Raw genomic sequence first — 17328 nt, forward strand, 5'->3', positions numbered from 1 at the left:
AACTACGCAGATGATCAAATAGGCTGAGTCATTAAGCCAACCGACTTAACGCCCGCGCTATGTAGCAAGTTCAGCGCTTTAATAATTTCATCGTATGGTACGTCTTTCGCGCCACCGATTAAGAAGACCGTTTTCGGATTTGACTCCAGGCGTCGCTGCGCTTCAGCAATAACCTGCTCAGGTGGCAGTTGATCCATACGATCTTTTTCTACCACTACGCTGTATTGCCCTACACCGGAAACCTCAATGATGACCGGAGGATCGTCATTGGTGCTTACCGCCTGTGATTCTGTCGCATCCGGCAGATCAACCTCCACGCTCTGGGTAATGATGGGTGCTGTCGCCATGAAGATCAGCAGCAGTACCAACAGAACGTCCAGCAGTGGAACGATATTGATTTCGGACTTGAGCTCGCGACGATTTCGTCCACGCGATCTGGCCATGGTTTACCCCTTGTTACTCTCGGTACTGGTAAACGCCTGACGGTGCAGAATCGCGGTGAACTCTTCCATAAAGTTGTCGTAGTTCAGTTCCAGTTTATTCACGCGCTGGTTCAGACGGTTGTAAGCCATAACCGCCGGGATCGCCGCAAACAGACCGATAGCGGTCGCAATCAGTGCTTCTGCAATACCCGGGGCAACCATCTGCAACGTCGCCTGCTTCACCGCCCCCAGGGCGATAAAGGCGTGCATAATCCCCCAGACCGTACCAAACAGACCAATATACGGGCTGATGGAACCAACGGTCCCCAGGAAAGGAATATGCGTTTCAAGGTTTTCCAGCTCGCGATTCATGGAGATACGCATCGCACGCGAGGCACCTTCCACAACCGCTTCGGGCGCGTGGCTGTTTGCGCGATGCAAACGAGCAAACTCTTTGAATCCGCTATAGAAAATCTGTTCGGAGCCTACGAGGTTATCACGGCGTCCCTGGCTTTCCTGATACAGACGAGAAAGCTCAATACCCGACCAGAACTTATCTTCAAACGCTTCTGCTTCACGGCCAGCCGCATTGAGGATACGCGTTCTCTGGATGATGATGGCCCAGGATGCGATTGAAAAACCAATCAAAATCAACATGATAAGTTTAACCAGAAGGCTTGCCTTCAGGAACAAATCAAGGATATTCATGTCAGTCACTGCTTAAACTCCGCGACAATAGACTTAGGAAGCGCACGAGGCTTCATTATGGTTGGATCAACACAGACGATCAGGACTTCAGCTGAGTTCAGTACCGTATTTTCTGCATTGACTATCCGCTGCGTGAAAACCATTGAGGTTCCGCGCATTGATGTAATTTCAGTTTGGACTTCGAGCATATCGTCGAGTCTGGCAGGCGCAAAATACTCAAGCGTCATCTTGCGAACCACGAAGGCAACTCGCTCAGCCAACAGCTCCTGTTGACTAAAGTGATGATGGCGCAGCATCTCTGTGCGTGCCCGTTCATAAAAAGCAACGTAGCTGGCGTGGTAAACCACACCCCCGGCATCGGTATCTTCGTAATAGACACGAACCGGCCATCGAAACAGCGTTGTATTCACTTTACATCCCAGTAATGCAACAAAAGTTAGAGCTTTTAAACTTCGCTACTATACGCGCGGGAAAGATGGTTTGGAATGGGAGAAAGTAAACGGAGAGTAAATTTTTATGGGCCAGGGTAAGCCCATATCATTAACGGACATTTCTTATTCAGAAGAAGAAGAAAATCAAGCCAGCGAGAAGCACCAGATCGGCGATAAGTGGGCAGAAAATCCCCTGCCAGTGCAGCGCTTTCGGACGAAAGCCTACGCCGTGGATCACACCTGCGCACACCGCCCACATAATGAGGAAGCCGTGCCAGATCTCAAGCTCGCTGGTCTTCGCTGCAAAGCGCGAAGGGTCCCAGAAGATACAACCTGCCAGCAGTAATGCCATCACTAAAGAAAGCGCCCTTAACGGGCGCTTATCCATTACCGCGTAAAGCGTCGCGATAATGTTCATTAGTGTTTGTCTTCACCTGCTTTAGACGCTTCGACGTGCTCAAGCGCCAGGGCAGTAATGACACCAAATGCACAGGCAAGAAGCGTCCCTAAAATCCATGCGAAATACCACATATTCAGCTCCTTACTTAGTACAGAGAATGAGTGTTGCTTTCAATATCTTCTTTCGTGATACGACCGAACATTTTCCAGTAACACCAGGCGGTGTACAGCAGGATAATCGGTACGAACACGCAAGCAACATACGTCATCAGGTTAAGCGTCAGCTGGCTGGACGTTGCATCCCACATGGTCAGGCTTGCATTCATCATCGTGCTGGACGGCATGACGAATGGGAACATCGCGATACCCGCAGTCAGAATAATGCACGCCAGCGTCAGTGAGGAAAATACAAATGCCAGGGCACCTTTTTCCAGACGTGACGTCAGTATCGTCAGCAGCGGCAGCAACACACCCAGAGCCGGAATAGCCCACAGAACAGGCATATTGTTGAAGTTCACCAGCCACGCGCCAGCCTGACGCGCCACTTCTTTCGTCAGCGGGTTAGACGGTGCCGTGTGGTTAATTGCAGACGTAATGACATAACCGTCGATACCGTACATCACCCATACGCCGGCCAGTGCGAAGCACACCAGGGTAATAAGCGCAGCAACCTGCGCCGTTGCACGAGAGCGAAGATGCAGTTCACCTACGGTACGCATCTGCAGATAGGTCGCACCCTGAGTAATGATCATTGCCACACTCACCACGCCTGCCAGCAGACCAAACGGATTCAGCAGCTGGAAGAAGTTACCGGTGTAGTAAAGACGCATGTATTCATCGATGTGGAACGGTACACCTTGCAGCAGGTTACCGAACGCCACGCCAATCACCAGCGGTGGAACGAAGCTACCAATGAAGATGCCCCAGTCCCACATGTTGCGCCAGCGGGTGTCTTCAATCTTGGAACGGTAGTCGAAACCAACCGGACGGAAGAATAAAGAAGCCAGCACCAGAATCATCGCCACATAGAAACCGGAGAACGCAGCCGCGTAGACCATCGGCCAGGCAGCGAACAGCGCGCCGCCTGCGGTGATCAGCCACACCTGGTTACCGTCCCAGTGCGGGGCGATGGAGTTAATCATGATTCGACGCTCGGTGTCATTACGACCGAGGAAACGGGTGAGCATCCCCACCCCCATGTCGAAACCGTCAGTGACTGCGAAACCGATCAGCAGAATACCGACCAGCAGCCACCAGATAAAACGCAATACTTCATAATCGATCATTTGATGACTCCTGTCTTAGCGTGCCGGCTGAGTAGTCGCACCGGACTGCTCGTAGTGATAGCGACCGGTTTTCAGGCTGCTTGGGCCAAGGCGCGCGAACTTGAACATCAGGAACAGTTCAGCCACCAGGAACAGGGTGTACAGACCACAAATCAGCAGCATGGAGAAGATCAGATCGCCTGCAGTCAGAGAGGAGTTCGCTACCGCCGTTGGCAGCACCTCACCGATCGCCCATGGCTGACGGCCATATTCCGCAACAAACCAGCCGGATTCGATAGCAATCCACGGCAGTGGGATACCATACAGCGCGGTACGCAGCAGCCATTTTTTCTCACCGATGCGGTTACGAATCACGGACCAGAAGGACGCCGCAATGATCAGCAGCATGATGATGCCGCAGCCCACCATGATACGGAATGCGAAGTACAGTGGCGCCACGCGTGGAATGGAGTCTTTGGTCGCCATCTGGATCTGCGCTTCCGTCGCGTCGGAGACGTTCGGGGTATAGCGTTTCAGCAGCAGACCGTAACCCAGATCTTTCTTCACATCGTTGAACTGGTCACGCACGGCCTGGTCGGTAGAACCCGCACGCAGCTGCTCCAGCAGCGCGTAGGCTTTCATACCGTTACGGATACGGCCTTCATGCTGCACCATCAGCTCTTTCAGACCCGTCACCTGCTTGTCGACGGAGCGGGTAGCAATGATGCCGAGCGCGTAAGGAATTTGAATGGCGAAGCGGTTTTCCTGTGCATCCTGGTCGGGAACACCGAACAGAGTAAAGGCAGCAGGCGCGGGTTGGGTTTCCCATTCGGCTTCGATAGCGGCCAGTTTGGTTTTCTGCACGTCACCCATTTCGTAACCGGATTCATCACCCAGCACGATAACAGAGAGGATTGCAGCCATACCGAAGCTTGCAGCGATAGCAAAGGAGCGCTTAGCAAACGCGAAGTCACGACCACGCAGCATGTAGTAAGAGCTGATGCCCAGTACAAACATCGCACCGCACACATAGCCAGACGCCACGGTGTGAACGAATTTAACCTGTGCGACCGGGTTCAGCACCAGTTCGGCAAAGCTGACCATCTCCATACGCATAGTTTCGAAGTTGAAATCAGACGCGATAGGGTTCTGCATCCAGCCGTTCGCGACCAGGATCCACAGTGCGGACAGGTTCGAACCGAGTGCCACCAGCCAGGTCACCGCCATATGCTGGACTTTGCCCAGACGGTCCCAACCGAAGAAGAACAGACCTACAAAGGTGGATTCGAGGAAGAAGGCCATCAGACCTTCAATGGCCAGCGGCGCACCGAAGATATCCCCAACGTAGTGAGAATAGTAAGACCAGTTAGTCCCGAACTGGAACTCCATGGTCAAACCGGTAGCCACGCCCAGTGCAAAGTTGATACCAAACAACTTGCCCCAGAACTTGGTCATATCTTTATAAATCTGTTTGCCGGAGAGGACGTAGACCGTTTCCATGATGGCCAGCAGGAACGCCATACCGAGCGTTAGTGGCACAAACAGGAAGTGGTACATCGCGGTCAAGGCAAACTGTAAGCGCGACAGTTCGACTATATCTAACATCATGACTCCTTGCTCATCGCATGAAGACTCCGAGAGTGAACCCCGTTAGAAAAGGATTCACACACATGCCCCAATACAAATTATTCGCATCCATGTCGTCGCGCTTAGCCTGAGAAAGGATAAAAGCAATGACGATAGGTTACAAATACGTTAATAAAAAACTCAAATTGATCCCGCAAATATAATACGCTGCAAAACCCTTACAATAAACAGGTTTTTATTGAATCACATTTACGTTTTTCGACGGCGATCAATTTATAGCAAAATTACCACTTTTCAGCCATTTTGATCGGGGACAATTTACCGCCTTTCGACACCTTTTTCCAAGGATTAAACTTTGATTTAAATCAAAAAGCACCGTTTCTGTTAACCATGTTTAAATGTGGTGTGAATGGTAAAGACCTTGTTAATGCTATGTGTACGACGAGATATTTGGAGTTATCAAAAGCAAGAAAGAATATAAACAGACGTGATTTATTTTAACGCTGAAGAACAACGCATCTTTACATTCGCGTTAACGTATAAAGGTAGTCGTCAGCGCGTTTTTTTTCCATTGTGCGACGACAGCCGCAGATAATTACATTTATTTTACCTGCGACACGCTTAAAATTAACACCTCAATGTGACTATTCAATAAAAAAGGCTGCCCTGCGTGCAGCCTTTTGTTCACTTCAGACGCTACCTTTCCGTTTTCAGGCTAAAAGTCCGCGATTGCCCAGGCCTGAACAGGCCCGTAATGCCCTTTTCTTCTCCCCTGCCTGCCAGCACCTGTTCATTTAAATCCGTCTCGCAACAGCCTTTAAGCGCCTGATTCCACGATAAAGAGGCATCACAGGACACAGATTCCGACGGATTGAACAGACGAAGGATAAGCGCGTCCCGATCCTCCGCCTTTTTTATCGCGCTCATAACACAGCCTGTCGGCGAAAGGGTCAGCAGGCTGTATCTGTCCGGCGTGCTGAACGGCGCACGGTTAAGCTTCATGGCATCCCAGGGGATTTTGTTATAACACTGGACGGGGGTAAGCCACGCTTTCGCCTGCTGAGCAACGCCGGCGTTCTCGGGAGAGCCGCTAAAACTCAGAAGGCTAAAACGGCAATCGAGCCTGCCCCGAAGCTGCGAGTCCGGAACGGCCATTTTTATGCCGGACGGTCGGCCCGGGCGCAACAGCAAATCTTCCTTTCCCAGCACGCCCACACCGCGTAGAAGGGTCAGAGCAAACGCTTTTTCTGCCTCCCCGACCACTTCAAATTCGCGTAACCCTTCTGTGAACAGGGCAAGCCCGTTTCGTTTCTGCTGCAGCACGGCGTAGTTAAGTAAATTCCAGACGGGAACCGGTGCCTCTTTCCAGCCCTCTTCTTGCCAGTTAGCCATCGCGTCATCGCGAACCGGGCGCGTTATGGAGCCAAACTGCGTATCTGACAGTACCTGCTCCGTCATAAACGGCGTCGGGATAAGCACGCGGACCCGGTGATCGTCAGCCTGATTATCCAGACGCGCCACAACATCTACACGCCTGCTGTTATGGCTGAGTGTAACCTCAAATTCCACCGCAAGAGCGCCATTGCGCAGGCGGGCCGACCGCTCGGCCAGGTTTGCCGGAACGGCGATGCGATGCTGGATCACCGCCCTGCTCTGCCAGGCTTCCTGTATCACCTCAACATGATGCTGCCCGTGCGCTGAAGTGAGCCGCCACTCTTCCCGGGAAGGCGAGTAGTCGTACTCATCGCCATCATCCGACCCCTCTTCAATTTCCAGTACGCGGTCATAAATAAGTCCGGATTCTTTATCACGCAGGCGCAGCGTGCCATCGTCATTTATATCAATTTGCCAGAAGGCATTTTCCAGCAAAGCATCCGTTTTTGCCCTCGCGGGAAGCCTCTTTTCAGGAGCCTGGGGCTCGATGTAAAGCGTGCGGTATCCCATCGCGGGCAGGATCTGACAGATTTGGATATCAAACTCCATAAACGGATCGTAATTACCATAGTGCACGATTTGCCGGTCAATCAGCCCCGGGTCTATTTCCCGGGCGCGGCGAATAAAACAGGGGATCTCATTGCCTTTATCATCCCGCAACCGGAACTGGCTCGCGCGCAGACGAAGGGTGGTGTTAATCACCTCTTCACGGGGCCAGGGCATCAGATTGAACATCACCAGCTTATCGGCCTCGCTTTGCGGCATATTGTCGACAATCTTGCGCATCGAGAAGCGCGTGAGGTTATCGGCCATGTCTTCAGCGAGCGCAAACCGGGCCATAATCTCACGATGCACTTTGTCGCTGCAGCAGCAGCCAATACTGTCGTGAGCATGATTCTTGAGGATCTCTTTCCACATTTTCTCCAGCAAACCGTGGTGATACTCGAAGCCCAGCATCCAGGCGAGCGCCGCCAGCGGTTCGAGGATATTCACGATTTTGTTTTCAATGCGGGCGTGGGCAATTTTGATGTCCATCCGTGTGGAGCCGATTGTCCGGTGTACACGCATGTATTTGCCGTCGATAAACTCCCCTTTCAGCGTCGCCAGTTCGTCACGGTGCGCTTCAGTATGTTCAAACACCTCCTCAAACCGGCTCATCACAAATTTCCGCTGCGGGTACATCTTTCGAAGGGTATCCATCACCGCGAAAATGTTCTGCTGGAGGGGCATCTGGTCGTGACCGTTAGGCAGCAGAATCTCTTTCGTCACGGAAGCGTTCTCCAGCAATGTAAGCCAGGTATCGAGCCGTTTACGCAGCCCCGCTTCATCCTCCGGTAAGTACTTACCAATCGCGTAGCCCAGCGGTAGTACCTGCGCCGTAACTTCGCTGCCGTCTGCGCTCTGCCATAAAAATTCTGTTTTATCGGTGCCGTGACGCTCAGAACATCCGCGCCAGAACAGCGTGCGGGTGATACCAAAGCCGTTATAGATATGCGGAAGTTGCCCGGACATGCCAAACGAATCCGGCAGATACCCTATTTTCATCGGCTCACCGAATTCCATGCAGTCGCGCATCCCGTACATCAGGTTGCGAACGATCGATTCGCCGCTGACAATCGTGGTGTCGGTCTGGGTATACCACGGCCCGATAATCAGCTTTCCGCGCTCAACCAGCGCTTTTACCCGGGGCCGGTTGTCCGGCACGACGGCGAAGTAATCCTCCAGTACCGCGGTCTGTCCATCAAGAACGTAGTATTTATACTCTTCGTCCTGCTCCAGACGGGTCAGGATCTCCTCCATGTTATTGACCAAAAGGATCCGCGACGCTTCGGTGGTGAAATACCACTCACGGTCCCAGTGCATATGTGGCGTGATATGAACGCGAGATACAGCTTTCATCTTCGTTTCCTGTAAATGAATTTATGGCGTGACGTCTTCCGTCAGGTATTTGCCTTTTTTTACGCCCTGACGTCGCCAGAACAGTAAGATGAGCGTAGAGAGCATCGTTCCCCCCAGCGCAGCGCCAAACCAGCCTGCCGCCGCGATCGCGCCACCCATCCCCGCGTCATGCAGTAAAAAGAGAGAGAAGATGCCCGCCCCCGGCGTAGACAACCCGATGCCCATTGCACCGATAATCGCCCCTGTTGCCATCGAGCCAACAACAAACGAGCCAATCACTCGCAGCGGATCTTCAATGGCCATCGGAATTGCCCCTTCGGTGATCCCCGCAAGGCCCAGCAGCCACGTCGACTTACCGGTTTCGATTTCAAACGGTTTAAAGAGATGCGGTGCCAGCATGGTTGAAGCCGTGACGGTAAAAGCCGAGACCATTTTGACGGAAGCAAAAATGGCATACGGCCCGTAAACGCCGTTGGCCATCGCCCCCAGACAGAACGCATAGGCCGCTTTGTTGACCGGTCCCCCCAAATCGAACGAGCACATAAAACCGAGCAGAGTGCCCAGTAGCAGCGCATTGGCACCGGAGAGCCCGTTAAGCCATGCCGTGAGGGAGGTGTTGATCCACGCGACCGGCTCGCCGATCACGAACAGCATCAGGCTGCCCGCGCCCAGCACGCCAATCACCGGGTAGAGGTAATAGGTTAAAAAACCGTTATAGCGCTGACTCAGACGGATATGGTTTTTCACCCAGCGCATCAGATAGCCGGCAATCAGGCCACCTGCAATCCCCCCTAAAAAACCTGAACCGATCATATTGGCGGCAAGACCGGCCGCAAAACCCGGCGCCAGAGCAGGTTTATCTGCCAGCGAGTAGGCGGTATACGCTGCCAGCACCGGCACCATTAACGTGCCTAACATCCCCCCGCCGAGTTTGCGATACATCCACAGCCATGAGTTCTCTTGCTCAAACAGATGCTGTAATCCCAACATCTGTGCCAGCAATACCGCGACGGCCAGCACCGTGCCTCCCGCCACAATCAGCGGCACGGCAAAGGAAATACCGCTGAGCAGGGCCTGCTTAAGCTCCGTTTTAAGGCTCTTGCTCACATCATTGCCGGTGTGCACCTGGCGATCCGTTCCCGCGGGGGGTAAGGCCAACGCACGCTTAATAAGCGCTTCGGCATGGCGAAGCGGTTCCGCGACCGGCACGGACAGCGTCGGGATGCCCTGAAAACGCTCGCTCTCTTTGAGAGCCACTTCTGCGGCGATGATACAGGCCTGCGCAGTGCGTAACTGCTGCGCGGTCAACCGCCCTTCGATACCGTTCGCCCCCTGCTTTTCCACCACCACGTTTACGCCAAGCTTACGCCCCGCTTTTTCCAGATACTCAGCTGCCATATAAGTATGCGCAATGCCGGCGGGGCATGCAGTTACACAAACGATGGTTGGCGCATCCACGAACGCGACAACGTCATCTTCCTGTGGCGCATCGTCCAGCGCGGCGAGTAGCGCTGCTGCCGTGGTAGCCGCCATGACGCGCGCCCGAAGAGTTTCATCCGCCAGACGAGAAGTAAGTTCCGTCAGCACCTGGATATGGGTTGAGCCAGCTTCAGCCGGCGGAATGGCAAGCAGGAAAATCAGCTCGACATTTTCCGGGCCATCCACGCCTTCCCAGCTCAGCGGTTCACGCAGGGTGGCTACGGCAAAAGCCGCCTCTTTCACCACCGCTGATTTACCATGCGGGACTGCCAGCCCTTCGCCGAGCGCGGTAGGGCCTAGCGATTCCCGATGAAAGACTTCGGTTAAAAACGCATTGCCGTCGGTAATTTTGCCGAGCGTCACCAGCCGCATCGTGAGCTGGCGTATTGCTTCATCACGACTGGTGTACTGCGCCTGCACGCAGACAGCGTCGGGATGGGTCAGGGTCGTCAGGTTCATCAGGATCCTCACACTCAAGGGTAATTATTCAGGATCGATTGTGACAGACAAACTGATACCTTTATGTGATCATTTTCACTAACACCGACAATTTGTATTTAATTTGTATTATTTACAAATCCTGTGCTGGAGGCATAATTCCGTGAAAAGGTATTAAAAGGCAGACGACATGGGCAATAAACCGATGTACCGGCAGATAGCGGATGCGCTTCGCGAGAAAATTACCGCCGGTGAGTTAAAACCCGGTGATGCGTTACCGACGGAATCCAGCCTGCAGGAGACATTTAGCGTCAGTCGCGTCACGGTGAGGCAGGCACTGAAGCTCCTCACTGAAGAGCAGATTATCGAGAGCATTCAGGGCAGCGGCTCCTATGTGAGAGAGGAGCGCGTCAATTACGACATTTATCAGCTTACCGGCTTTTATGAAAAACTGGCGGACCGAAACGTCGATACCCACAGCGACGTAAAAACATTCGAAGTGATCAAAGCGGATGTGAAACTGGCTGAGACGCTAAACATTCGCCCGGATGACAAAGTGTGGCATGTCAAACGGGTGCGCTTTATTAAGCAAAAACCGGTGAATCTGGAAGAGACGTGGATGCCGCTGGCGATGTTCGCCGACCTCACCTGGGAGGTGATGGAAAATTCCAAATATCACTACATCGAACAGATCAAGAAGATGGTTATCGATCGCAGTGAACAGGAACTGGTTCCGATCATGCCCTCACAGGAGGCGATCGACGCGCTGGCGCTGGATCCGGCAAAACCGATACTGGAAAAGGTGTCACGCGGCTTTCTGAAGGATGGGCGGGTGTTTGAATACAGCCGTAACGTGTTTAACAGCGACGATTACAAATTCACGCTGGTCGCAAAACGCAGGCATTAAAAAAGGCCGCTTTACAGCGGCCAACCATGTCGAAACGGACACTTATTACTTCAACGCTCCCTTTTACAGGGAGCAGAGAGGATTTACTTAATGATGGATTTCAGTGCTTCGCCGATATCCGCCAGGCTGCGAACGGTTTTCACGCCTGCGGCTTCCAGCGCGGCGAATTTCTCATCAGCCGTACCTTTACCGCCTGCGATAATCGCGCCTGCGTGACCCATACGCTTACCTTTCGGCGCTGTCACACCTGCGATATAACCGACAACCGGCTTGGTCACATGTTCTTTGATATACGCAGCCGCTTCTTCTTCTGCGCTACCGCCGATCTCACCGATCATCACGATCGCTTCGGTCTGCGGATCTTCCTGGAACATTTTCAGGATATCAATGAAGTTAGAACCTGGGATGGGGTCACCACCGATGCCCACACAGGTGGACTGGCCGAAACCGTAGTCGGTAGTCTGCTTAACCGCTTCATAGGTCAGCGTACCGGAACGGGAGACGATACCCACTTTACCCGGTTTGTGAATGTGACCCGGCATGATGCCGATTTTGCATTCGCCTGGGGTGATAACGCCCGGGCAGTTCGGGCCGATCATGCGCACGCCAGCTTCATCCAGCTTCACTTTCACGGTCAGCATATCCAGCGTCGGGATACCTTCGGTGATGGTGATGATGAGCTTGATGCCCGCGTCAATCGCTTCCAGAATCGAGTCTTTGCAGAACGGAGCCGGAACGTAGATAACGGTCGCGGTCGCGCCCGTCGCTTCAACCGCTTCGCGCACGGTGTTGAATACCGGCAGGCCCAGGTGCGTGGTGCCGCCTTTACCTGGCGTTACGCCGCCAACCATCTGCGTGCCGTAGGCAATCGCCTGTTCGGAGTGGAAAGTCCCCTGGCTACCGGTGAAGCCCTGGCAGATAACCTTGGTATCTTTATTAATTAAAACTGACATTATTTCCCCTCCACTGCGGCAACAACCTGCTGAGCTGCATCCGTCAGACTTTTCGCTGCAATAATATTCAGGCCGCTGTCAGCCAGTTTTTTCGCGCCGAGTTCAGCGTTGTTACCTTCCAGACGCACCACAACCGGGACGTTAACACCCACTTCTTCTACCGCACCGATGATACCGTCTGCGATCAGGTCGCAACGCACGATACCGCCGAAGATGTTAACCAGCACGGCTTTGACGTTGTCATCAGAGAGGATGATTTTGAACGCTTCGGTTACACGCTCTTTGGTTGCGCCACCGCCCACGTCGAGGAAGTTTGCAGGCTCACCGCCGTGCAGCTTAACGATGTCCATGGTGCCCATCGCCAGGCCTGCGCCGTTAACCATGCAGCCGATGTTGCCATCCAGCGCCACGTAGTTCAGTTCCCACTGTGCAGCCTGCGCTTCACGCGGGTCTTCCTGAGACTGGTCGCGCATTTCACGCAGATCCGGCTGGCGGAACAGTGCGTTGCCGTCAGCGCCCAGTTTGCCGTCGAGGCAGATCAGGTCGCCCTGAGTGGTGATGACCAGCGGGTTGATCTCGATCAGCGCCAGGTCGCGCTCCAGGAAGATGGTGGCCAGACCCATGAAGATCTTGGTGAACTGCTGAACCAGCTTGCCTTCCAGACCCAGTTTGAACGCCAGCTCACGGCCCTGGTAAGGCATTGGGCCTGCCAGCGGATCGATCGCCACTTTGTGGATCAGGTGTGGCGTCTCTTCTGCCACTTTCTCGATTTCCACGCCGCCTTCGGTAGACGCCATGAACACCACACGACGGGAGCTACGGTCAACAACCGCGCCCAGGTACAGTTCTTTCGCGATGTCAGTTGCAGCTTCAACCAGGATCTGGTTGACAGGCTGACCGTTCGCATCTGTCTGGTACGTTACCAGACGCTTGCCGAGCCAATGTTCAGCAAACGCACGAATCTCTTCTTTACTCTTAACAACCTTCACACCGCCCGCTTTACCACGGCCACCAGCGTGAACCTGACACTTAACTACCCAAGGGCCGGAACCGATTTTAGATGCGGCTTCTTCTGCTTCACGCGGGGTAGTACAGGCATAACCCACCGGAGCCGGTAAGCCATACCGGGCAAACAGCTGTTTGGCCTGATATTCATGTAAGTTCATGTGTTCTATCCATCCTTCAGGTAATCGTTAGGTAGTGCTTTTGTAGGCCCGGCAGACAACGCGCCGCCGGGCAAGACTGCTAAAACTAGACGTCCAGCAGCAGACGCGTTGGATCTTCCAGCAGCTCTTTAATGGCAACCAGGAAGCCCACGGACTCGCGGCCGTCGATCAGACGGTGATCGTAAGAGAGTGCCAGATACATCATTGGCAGGATCTCAACTTTGCCGTCTACCGCCATTGGACGATCTTTAATGGCATGCATACCCAGGATCGCGCTCTGCGGCGGGTTGATGATCGGGGTAGACATCAGTGAACCGAAAACGCCGCCGTTGGTAATGGTGAAGTTACCGCCGGTCAGATCGTCTACGGTCAGCTTGCCGTCGCGACCTTTTACAGCCAGCTCTTTAATCTTTTTCTCGATGTCAGCCATACCCAGAGTATCGACATCACGCAGAACCGGGGTAACCAGACCGCGTGGCGTAGAGACTGCCATGCTGACGTCGAAGTAGTTGTGGTAAACCACGTCATCGCCATCGATAGAGGCGTTAACTTCCGGGTAGCGTTTCAGCGCTTCAACAACCGCTTTCACGTAGAAGGACATAAAGCCCAGACGGATACCGTGACGTTTTTCAAACGCGTCACCGTACTGCTTACGCAGGTCCATGATTGGCTTCATATTCACTTCGTTGAAGGTGGTCAGCATCGCGGTGGAGTTTTTCGCTTCCAGCAGACGCTCAGCCACACGCTTACGCAGGCGAGTCATCGGCACGCGTTTTTCGCTACGGGCACCCAGCGCAGGCTGTGCTGCCGGCGCCGCTGCTGGCGCTTTAGCTTCTGCCTGAGCAGGGGCTTTCGCCAGGTGCTTCTCGATATCTTCACGGGTCAGACGACCACCAACACCGGTGCCTTTAATGGCAGCCGCATCCAGGTTGTGCTCGGCCAGCAGGCGACGGATCGCCGGGCTGAGCGCGTCGTTAGTCTGCTCTTCCAGAGAGGCCTGCTGACGCTGGGCTGGGGTAGACGCTTTTTCGTCAGACTTCGCGCTGGACTCTTTGCCCGCGCTGTTGCCTTCACGCAGGCGACCCAGGATCTGACGGGAGGTTACGGTTGTCCCTTCGTCTTCCAGGACTGCATCCAGAATGCCATCCGCTGAAGCCGGTACTTCCAGTACCACTTTGTCAGTTTCGATTTCTACCAGCACTTCATCGCGCTTAACGCTATCGCCCGGTTTTTTGTGCCAGGTGGCGACGGTCGCATCTGCTACGGACTCAGGCAGGTCGGGAACAAGAATATCTACGCTACTCATTATGTATCCTTTAATTAATCGACGTTCAGCGCGTCATTGACCAGATCTTGTTGCTGCTTCTGGTGAACGGACATATACCCTACCGCCGGAGAGGCGGAGGCCGGGCGACCTGCATAACGCAGGGCAGACCCAAATGGAATGACTTCACGGAAATGATGCTGACTGCAGTACCAGGCGCCCTGGTTGAGCGGCTCTTCCTGGCACCAGACAAAATCATGCACGTGAGCATACGGTTTCAACGCTTCCTGCACCGCCTGGTGCGGGAATGGATAAAGCTGTTCGATACGCACGATGGCAACATCTTTCTGGTCGTTCTTACGGCGCTGTTCCAGCAGGTCGTAATAAACCTTACCAGAACACATCACAACACGCTTAACGGCCTGCGGATCCAGTTCGTCAACCTCACCGATGGCAGGCAGGAAGGTGCCGTTAGCCAGTTCGTCCAGGCTGGACACCGCCAGCGGGTGGCGCAGCAGGGATTTTGGCGACATGACCACCAGCGGACGGCGCATACCGCGCAGCGCCTGACGACGCAGCATGTGGTAGACCTGAGCCGGGGTGGACGGCACGCACACCTGCATGTTCTGCTCAGCACAGAGCTGCAGATAACGTTCCAGACGGGCGGAGGAGTGCTCCGGACCCTGACCTTCGTAACCGTGTGGCAGCAGCATCACCAGGCCACACATACGGCCCCATTTCTGCTCGCCGGACGAGATGAACTGGTCGATAACGACCTGGGCACCGTTGGCGAAGTCACCGAACTGCGCTTCCCAGATAGTCAGGGTGCGCGGTTCCGCAGTGGCGTAGCCGTATTCGAATGCCAGTACCGCTTCTTCAGACAGGACGGAGTCCCATACCTTGAACTGACCCTGACCATTATGGACATGCTGCAGCGGAGTATAGGTTGAACCGTTAGTCTGGTTGTGAACAACCGCGTGACGGTGGAAGAAGGTGCCACGGCCCGCATCTTCACCGGACAGACGAACAGGAATGCCTTCATCAACCAGCGTTGCGTAAGCCAGTGTTTCCGCCCCGCCCCAGTCGAACAGCTTCTCGCCCGCCGCCATTGATTGACGGTCAGCATAAATTTTCGCTACGCGAGACTGCATCTCGATAGCGTCTGGTACGGTGCTGATACGTTTAGCCAGCTCCTGCAGGCGCTTCATCTCTACCTTATTCGGGTAGCTCTCATCCCACTCGTGGTTGAGGTACGGCGACCAGGTAAAGGAGTGCATGTTCATCGGGCGCAGCTCTTTCACTACGCATTCACCCGCATCCAGCGCATCGCGGTAGAGGTTGACCATTTCGGTCGCATCTTCCAGCGTCGTCACGTTGTCGCCTTCCAGCTTGTCAGCATAGATTTTGCGTGGCGTCGGGTGTTTTTTGATTTTCTGATACATCAGCGGCTGCGTTGCACTTGGCTCGTCAGCTTCGTTGTGGCCATGACGGCGGTAGCAGAACAGGTCGATGAACACATCGCGTTTGAAGGTGTTACGGTAGTCCAGCGCCAGACGGGTAACGAACGCCACGGCTTCCGGGTCATCCGCGTTAACGTGGAAGATCGGTGCCTGAACCATCTTACCGATGTCGGTGCAGTACGGGGTAGAACGCGCATCCAGTGGGTTAGAGGTCGTGAAGCCCACCTGGTTGTTGATAACAATGCGAACGGTACCGCCCACTTCGTAACCACGCGCCTTGGACATGTTCAGCGTTTCCTGAACCACGCCCTGCCCTGTGACCGCCGCGTCACCGTGAATGGTGATTGGCAGGACTTTGTTGCTGCTCGGCTCGTCCAGACGATCCAGACGCGCGCGTACAGAACCGATAACCACCGGGCTCACAATTTCCAGGTGTGACGGGTTAAACGCCAGCGCCAGGTGAACCAGACCGCCTTCGGTTTCGATATCAGACGAGAAGCCCATGTGGTACTTCACGTCACCGGTGCCGAGGTGTTCTTTATGTTTGCCCGCGAATTCGTCGAACAGGTCCTGCGGTTTTTTACCCAGCACGTTGACCAGTACGTTCAGACGACCGCGGTGCGCCATACCCAGCACCACTTCACGGGTACCACTTTTGCCCGCGTGGCGAATCAGCTCTTTCAGCATAGGTACCAGCGCGTCGCCGCCTTCCAGCGAGAAGCGTTTCGCACCCGGGAATTTCGCGCCCAGATAGCGTTCAAGGCCTTCTGCTGCGGTCAGTTCGCTGAGGAAGCGTTTTTTCTCTTCAGCAGAGAAATTCGCGTGGCCCGCCACAGATTCGATGCGCTGCTGGATCCAGCGTTTCTCTTCTGTAGAGGTGATGTGCATATATTCCGCGCCGATGGAGCCGCAGTAGGTTTGCTTGAGCGCGTCAATCAGCTCGCCCAACTTCATCGTGTCTTTGCCGATGGCAAAGGAACCTACGTTAAAGCTTTCCTGGAAATCGGCCTCGGTCAGATCGTGATACGCCGGATCGAGATCCGCCACACGATCTTGTTTCCACAGTCCCAGCGGATCGAGATTCGCATGCTGGTGACCACGGAAGCGATAAGCGTTGATAAGCTGCAGGACTTTAACCTGCTTCGCATTGGTGTCAGGGTCGGAAATCGCAGAAGAGTAACGTGAGGCATCCTTCGCCAGACGACGGAAATAATCACGTGTTTTGGAATGGAATTGATCCGGTTTGACTCCAGTGCCAGGTAACTGCTGGAACATGGAACGCCAGTTTGCGTCCACTGAGTCAGGATCGGTTAAGAAGTCTTCATAGAGCTGTTCTATCCAGCTCTGGTTTGAACCAGAGAGGTAAGAAGAGTCCAGCCAGGCTTTCATTGCGCCGTTCTGCATCGTGATCCCTTAAGCATTTTTATGCTTACTTTCGCCGTAGAAACTACCACGTACAACACGTACGTGCCGGGGTTCACCTGCGAGCTCTTATGTTGTCTTGGGCTCGCGAAGG

At 54.1% G+C, this 17328-nt stretch carries 14 protein-coding genes; 1 reads left to right on the top strand and 13 read right to left on the bottom strand.

Annotation, left to right across the window (positions count from 1 at the left end; translation table 11 throughout):
* Nucleotides 1–14: 14 nt before the first annotated feature.
* From tolR to mngA, 9 genes are all read right to left on the bottom strand, one after another.
* Entirely contained in the window at nucleotides 15–443 is a 429-nt protein-coding gene (tolR, locus tag F8561_RS13840; RefSeq protein ID WP_014169185.1) for a colicin uptake protein TolR, read from the bottom strand.
* 3 nt (nucleotides 444–446) lie between these two features.
* Complete coding sequence (tolQ, locus tag F8561_RS13845; protein ID WP_014169184.1) at nucleotides 447–1139, bottom strand: Tol-Pal system protein TolQ; 693 nt, start codon at nucleotides 1137–1139, stop codon at nucleotides 447–449.
* Complete coding sequence (gene ybgC / locus F8561_RS13850) at nucleotides 1136–1540, bottom strand: tol-pal system-associated acyl-CoA thioesterase (RefSeq protein ID WP_014169183.1); 405 nt, start codon at nucleotides 1538–1540, stop codon at nucleotides 1136–1138. Before ybgC ends, tolQ begins: the two co-directional genes overlap by 4 nt.
* A 148-nt stretch (nucleotides 1541–1688) precedes the next feature.
* On the bottom strand, nucleotides 1689–1979 hold the full coding sequence (gene ybgE, locus F8561_RS13855; RefSeq protein ID WP_020884961.1) for a cyd operon protein YbgE: 291 nt from the start codon (nucleotides 1977–1979) through the stop codon (nucleotides 1689–1691).
* Complete coding sequence (cydX, locus tag F8561_RS13860) at nucleotides 1979–2092, bottom strand: cytochrome bd-I oxidase subunit CydX (RefSeq protein WP_014169181.1); 114 nt, start codon at nucleotides 2090–2092, stop codon at nucleotides 1979–1981. The genes ybgE and cydX overlap by 1 nt, the downstream gene beginning before the upstream one ends.
* Nucleotides 2093–2106: 14 nt before the next feature.
* Complete coding sequence (cydB, locus tag F8561_RS13865; RefSeq protein WP_014169180.1) at nucleotides 2107–3246, bottom strand: cytochrome d ubiquinol oxidase subunit II; 1140 nt, start codon at nucleotides 3244–3246, stop codon at nucleotides 2107–2109.
* Nucleotides 3247–3261: 15 nt separating this feature from the next.
* Nucleotides 3262–4830, bottom strand: a complete 1569-nt coding sequence (cydA, locus tag F8561_RS13870; RefSeq protein ID WP_020884962.1) for a cytochrome ubiquinol oxidase subunit I — start codon at nucleotides 4828–4830, stop codon at nucleotides 3262–3264.
* A gap of 678 nt (nucleotides 4831–5508) precedes the next feature.
* The gene (gene mngB, locus F8561_RS13875) at nucleotides 5509–8145 is read right to left on the bottom strand and encodes a mannosylglycerate hydrolase (RefSeq protein WP_151887596.1); all 2637 of its coding nucleotides are present in this window, start codon (nucleotides 8143–8145) and stop codon (nucleotides 5509–5511) included.
* Between the two features lie 21 nt (nucleotides 8146–8166).
* Nucleotides 8167–10083, bottom strand: a complete 1917-nt coding sequence (gene mngA / locus F8561_RS13880) for a PTS 2-O-a-mannosyl-D-glycerate transporter subunit IIABC (RefSeq protein WP_151887597.1) — start codon at nucleotides 10081–10083, stop codon at nucleotides 8167–8169.
* Nucleotides 10084–10252: 169 nt separating this feature from the next.
* Here mngA and F8561_RS13885 point away from each other — a divergent pair, with 169 nt between their 5' ends.
* On the top strand, nucleotides 10253–10969 hold the full coding sequence (locus F8561_RS13885; protein WP_032681408.1) for a GntR family transcriptional regulator: 717 nt from the start codon (nucleotides 10253–10255) through the stop codon (nucleotides 10967–10969).
* A gap of 83 nt (nucleotides 10970–11052) precedes the next feature.
* Here the strand turns inward: F8561_RS13885 and sucD are convergent, their stop codons facing one another.
* From sucD to sucA, 4 genes are all read right to left on the bottom strand, one after another.
* Nucleotides 11053–11922, bottom strand: coding sequence for a succinate--CoA ligase subunit alpha (gene sucD, locus F8561_RS13890; RefSeq protein WP_014169173.1), 870 nt, complete (start codon nucleotides 11920–11922; stop codon nucleotides 11053–11055).
* On the bottom strand, nucleotides 11922–13088 hold the full coding sequence (gene sucC / locus F8561_RS13895; protein WP_006809579.1) for an ADP-forming succinate--CoA ligase subunit beta: 1167 nt from the start codon (nucleotides 13086–13088) through the stop codon (nucleotides 11922–11924). The genes sucD and sucC overlap by 1 nt, the downstream gene beginning before the upstream one ends.
* A gap of 85 nt (nucleotides 13089–13173) precedes the next feature.
* Nucleotides 13174–14394 carry a 2-oxoglutarate dehydrogenase complex dihydrolipoyllysine-residue succinyltransferase gene (odhB, locus tag F8561_RS13900; RefSeq protein ID WP_068795099.1) on the bottom strand — a complete coding sequence of 407 codons (1221 nt, stop codon included), beginning with the start codon at nucleotides 14392–14394 and terminating at the stop codon, nucleotides 13174–13176.
* A gap of 14 nt (nucleotides 14395–14408) precedes the next feature.
* Nucleotides 14409–17216: a 2-oxoglutarate dehydrogenase E1 component gene (sucA, locus tag F8561_RS13905; protein ID WP_014169171.1), complete on the bottom strand. Its 2808-nt coding sequence runs from the start codon at nucleotides 17214–17216 to the stop codon at nucleotides 14409–14411.
* Nucleotides 17217–17328: the final 112 nt, after the last annotated feature.

Origin of the sequence: Enterobacter sp. 198 (assembly GCF_009025585.1) — a bacterium.
GTDB lineage: Bacteria > Pseudomonadota > Gammaproteobacteria > Enterobacterales > Enterobacteriaceae > Enterobacter > Enterobacter ludwigii.

What these genes read in the sequence shown, in the direction of transcription:
- cydA (WP_020884962.1), bottom strand. Translation starts at nt 4,830, where the DNA reads ATGTTAGATATAGTCGAACTGTCGCGCTTACAGTTTGCCTTGACCGCG.
- ybgE (WP_020884961.1), bottom strand. Translation starts at nt 1,979, where the DNA reads ATGAACATTATCGCGACGCTTTACGCGGTAATGGATAAGCGCCCGTTA.
- sucC (WP_006809579.1), bottom strand. Translation starts at nt 13,088, where the DNA reads ATGAACTTACATGAATATCAGGCCAAACAGCTGTTTGCCCGGTATGGC.
- F8561_RS13885 (WP_032681408.1), top strand. Translation starts at nt 10,253, where the DNA reads ATGGGCAATAAACCGATGTACCGGCAGATAGCGGATGCGCTTCGCGAG.
- tolR (WP_014169185.1), bottom strand. Translation starts at nt 443, where the DNA reads ATGGCCAGATCGCGTGGACGAAATCGTCGCGAGCTCAAGTCCGAAATC.
- cydX (WP_014169181.1), bottom strand. Translation starts at nt 2,092, where the DNA reads ATGTGGTATTTCGCATGGATTTTAGGGACGCTTCTTGCCTGTGCATTT.
- cydB (WP_014169180.1), bottom strand. Translation starts at nt 3,246, where the DNA reads ATGATCGATTATGAAGTATTGCGTTTTATCTGGTGGCTGCTGGTCGGT.
- mngB (WP_151887596.1), bottom strand. Translation starts at nt 8,145, where the DNA reads ATGAAAGCTGTATCTCGCGTTCATATCACGCCACATATGCACTGGGAC.
- mngA (WP_151887597.1), bottom strand. Translation starts at nt 10,083, where the DNA reads ATGAACCTGACGACCCTGACCCATCCCGACGCTGTCTGCGTGCAGGCG.
- sucA (WP_014169171.1), bottom strand. Translation starts at nt 17,216, where the DNA reads ATGCAGAACGGCGCAATGAAAGCCTGGCTGGACTCTTCTTACCTCTCT.
- sucD (WP_014169173.1), bottom strand. Translation starts at nt 11,922, where the DNA reads ATGTCAGTTTTAATTAATAAAGATACCAAGGTTATCTGCCAGGGCTTC.
- odhB (WP_068795099.1), bottom strand. Translation starts at nt 14,394, where the DNA reads ATGAGTAGCGTAGATATTCTTGTTCCCGACCTGCCTGAGTCCGTAGCA.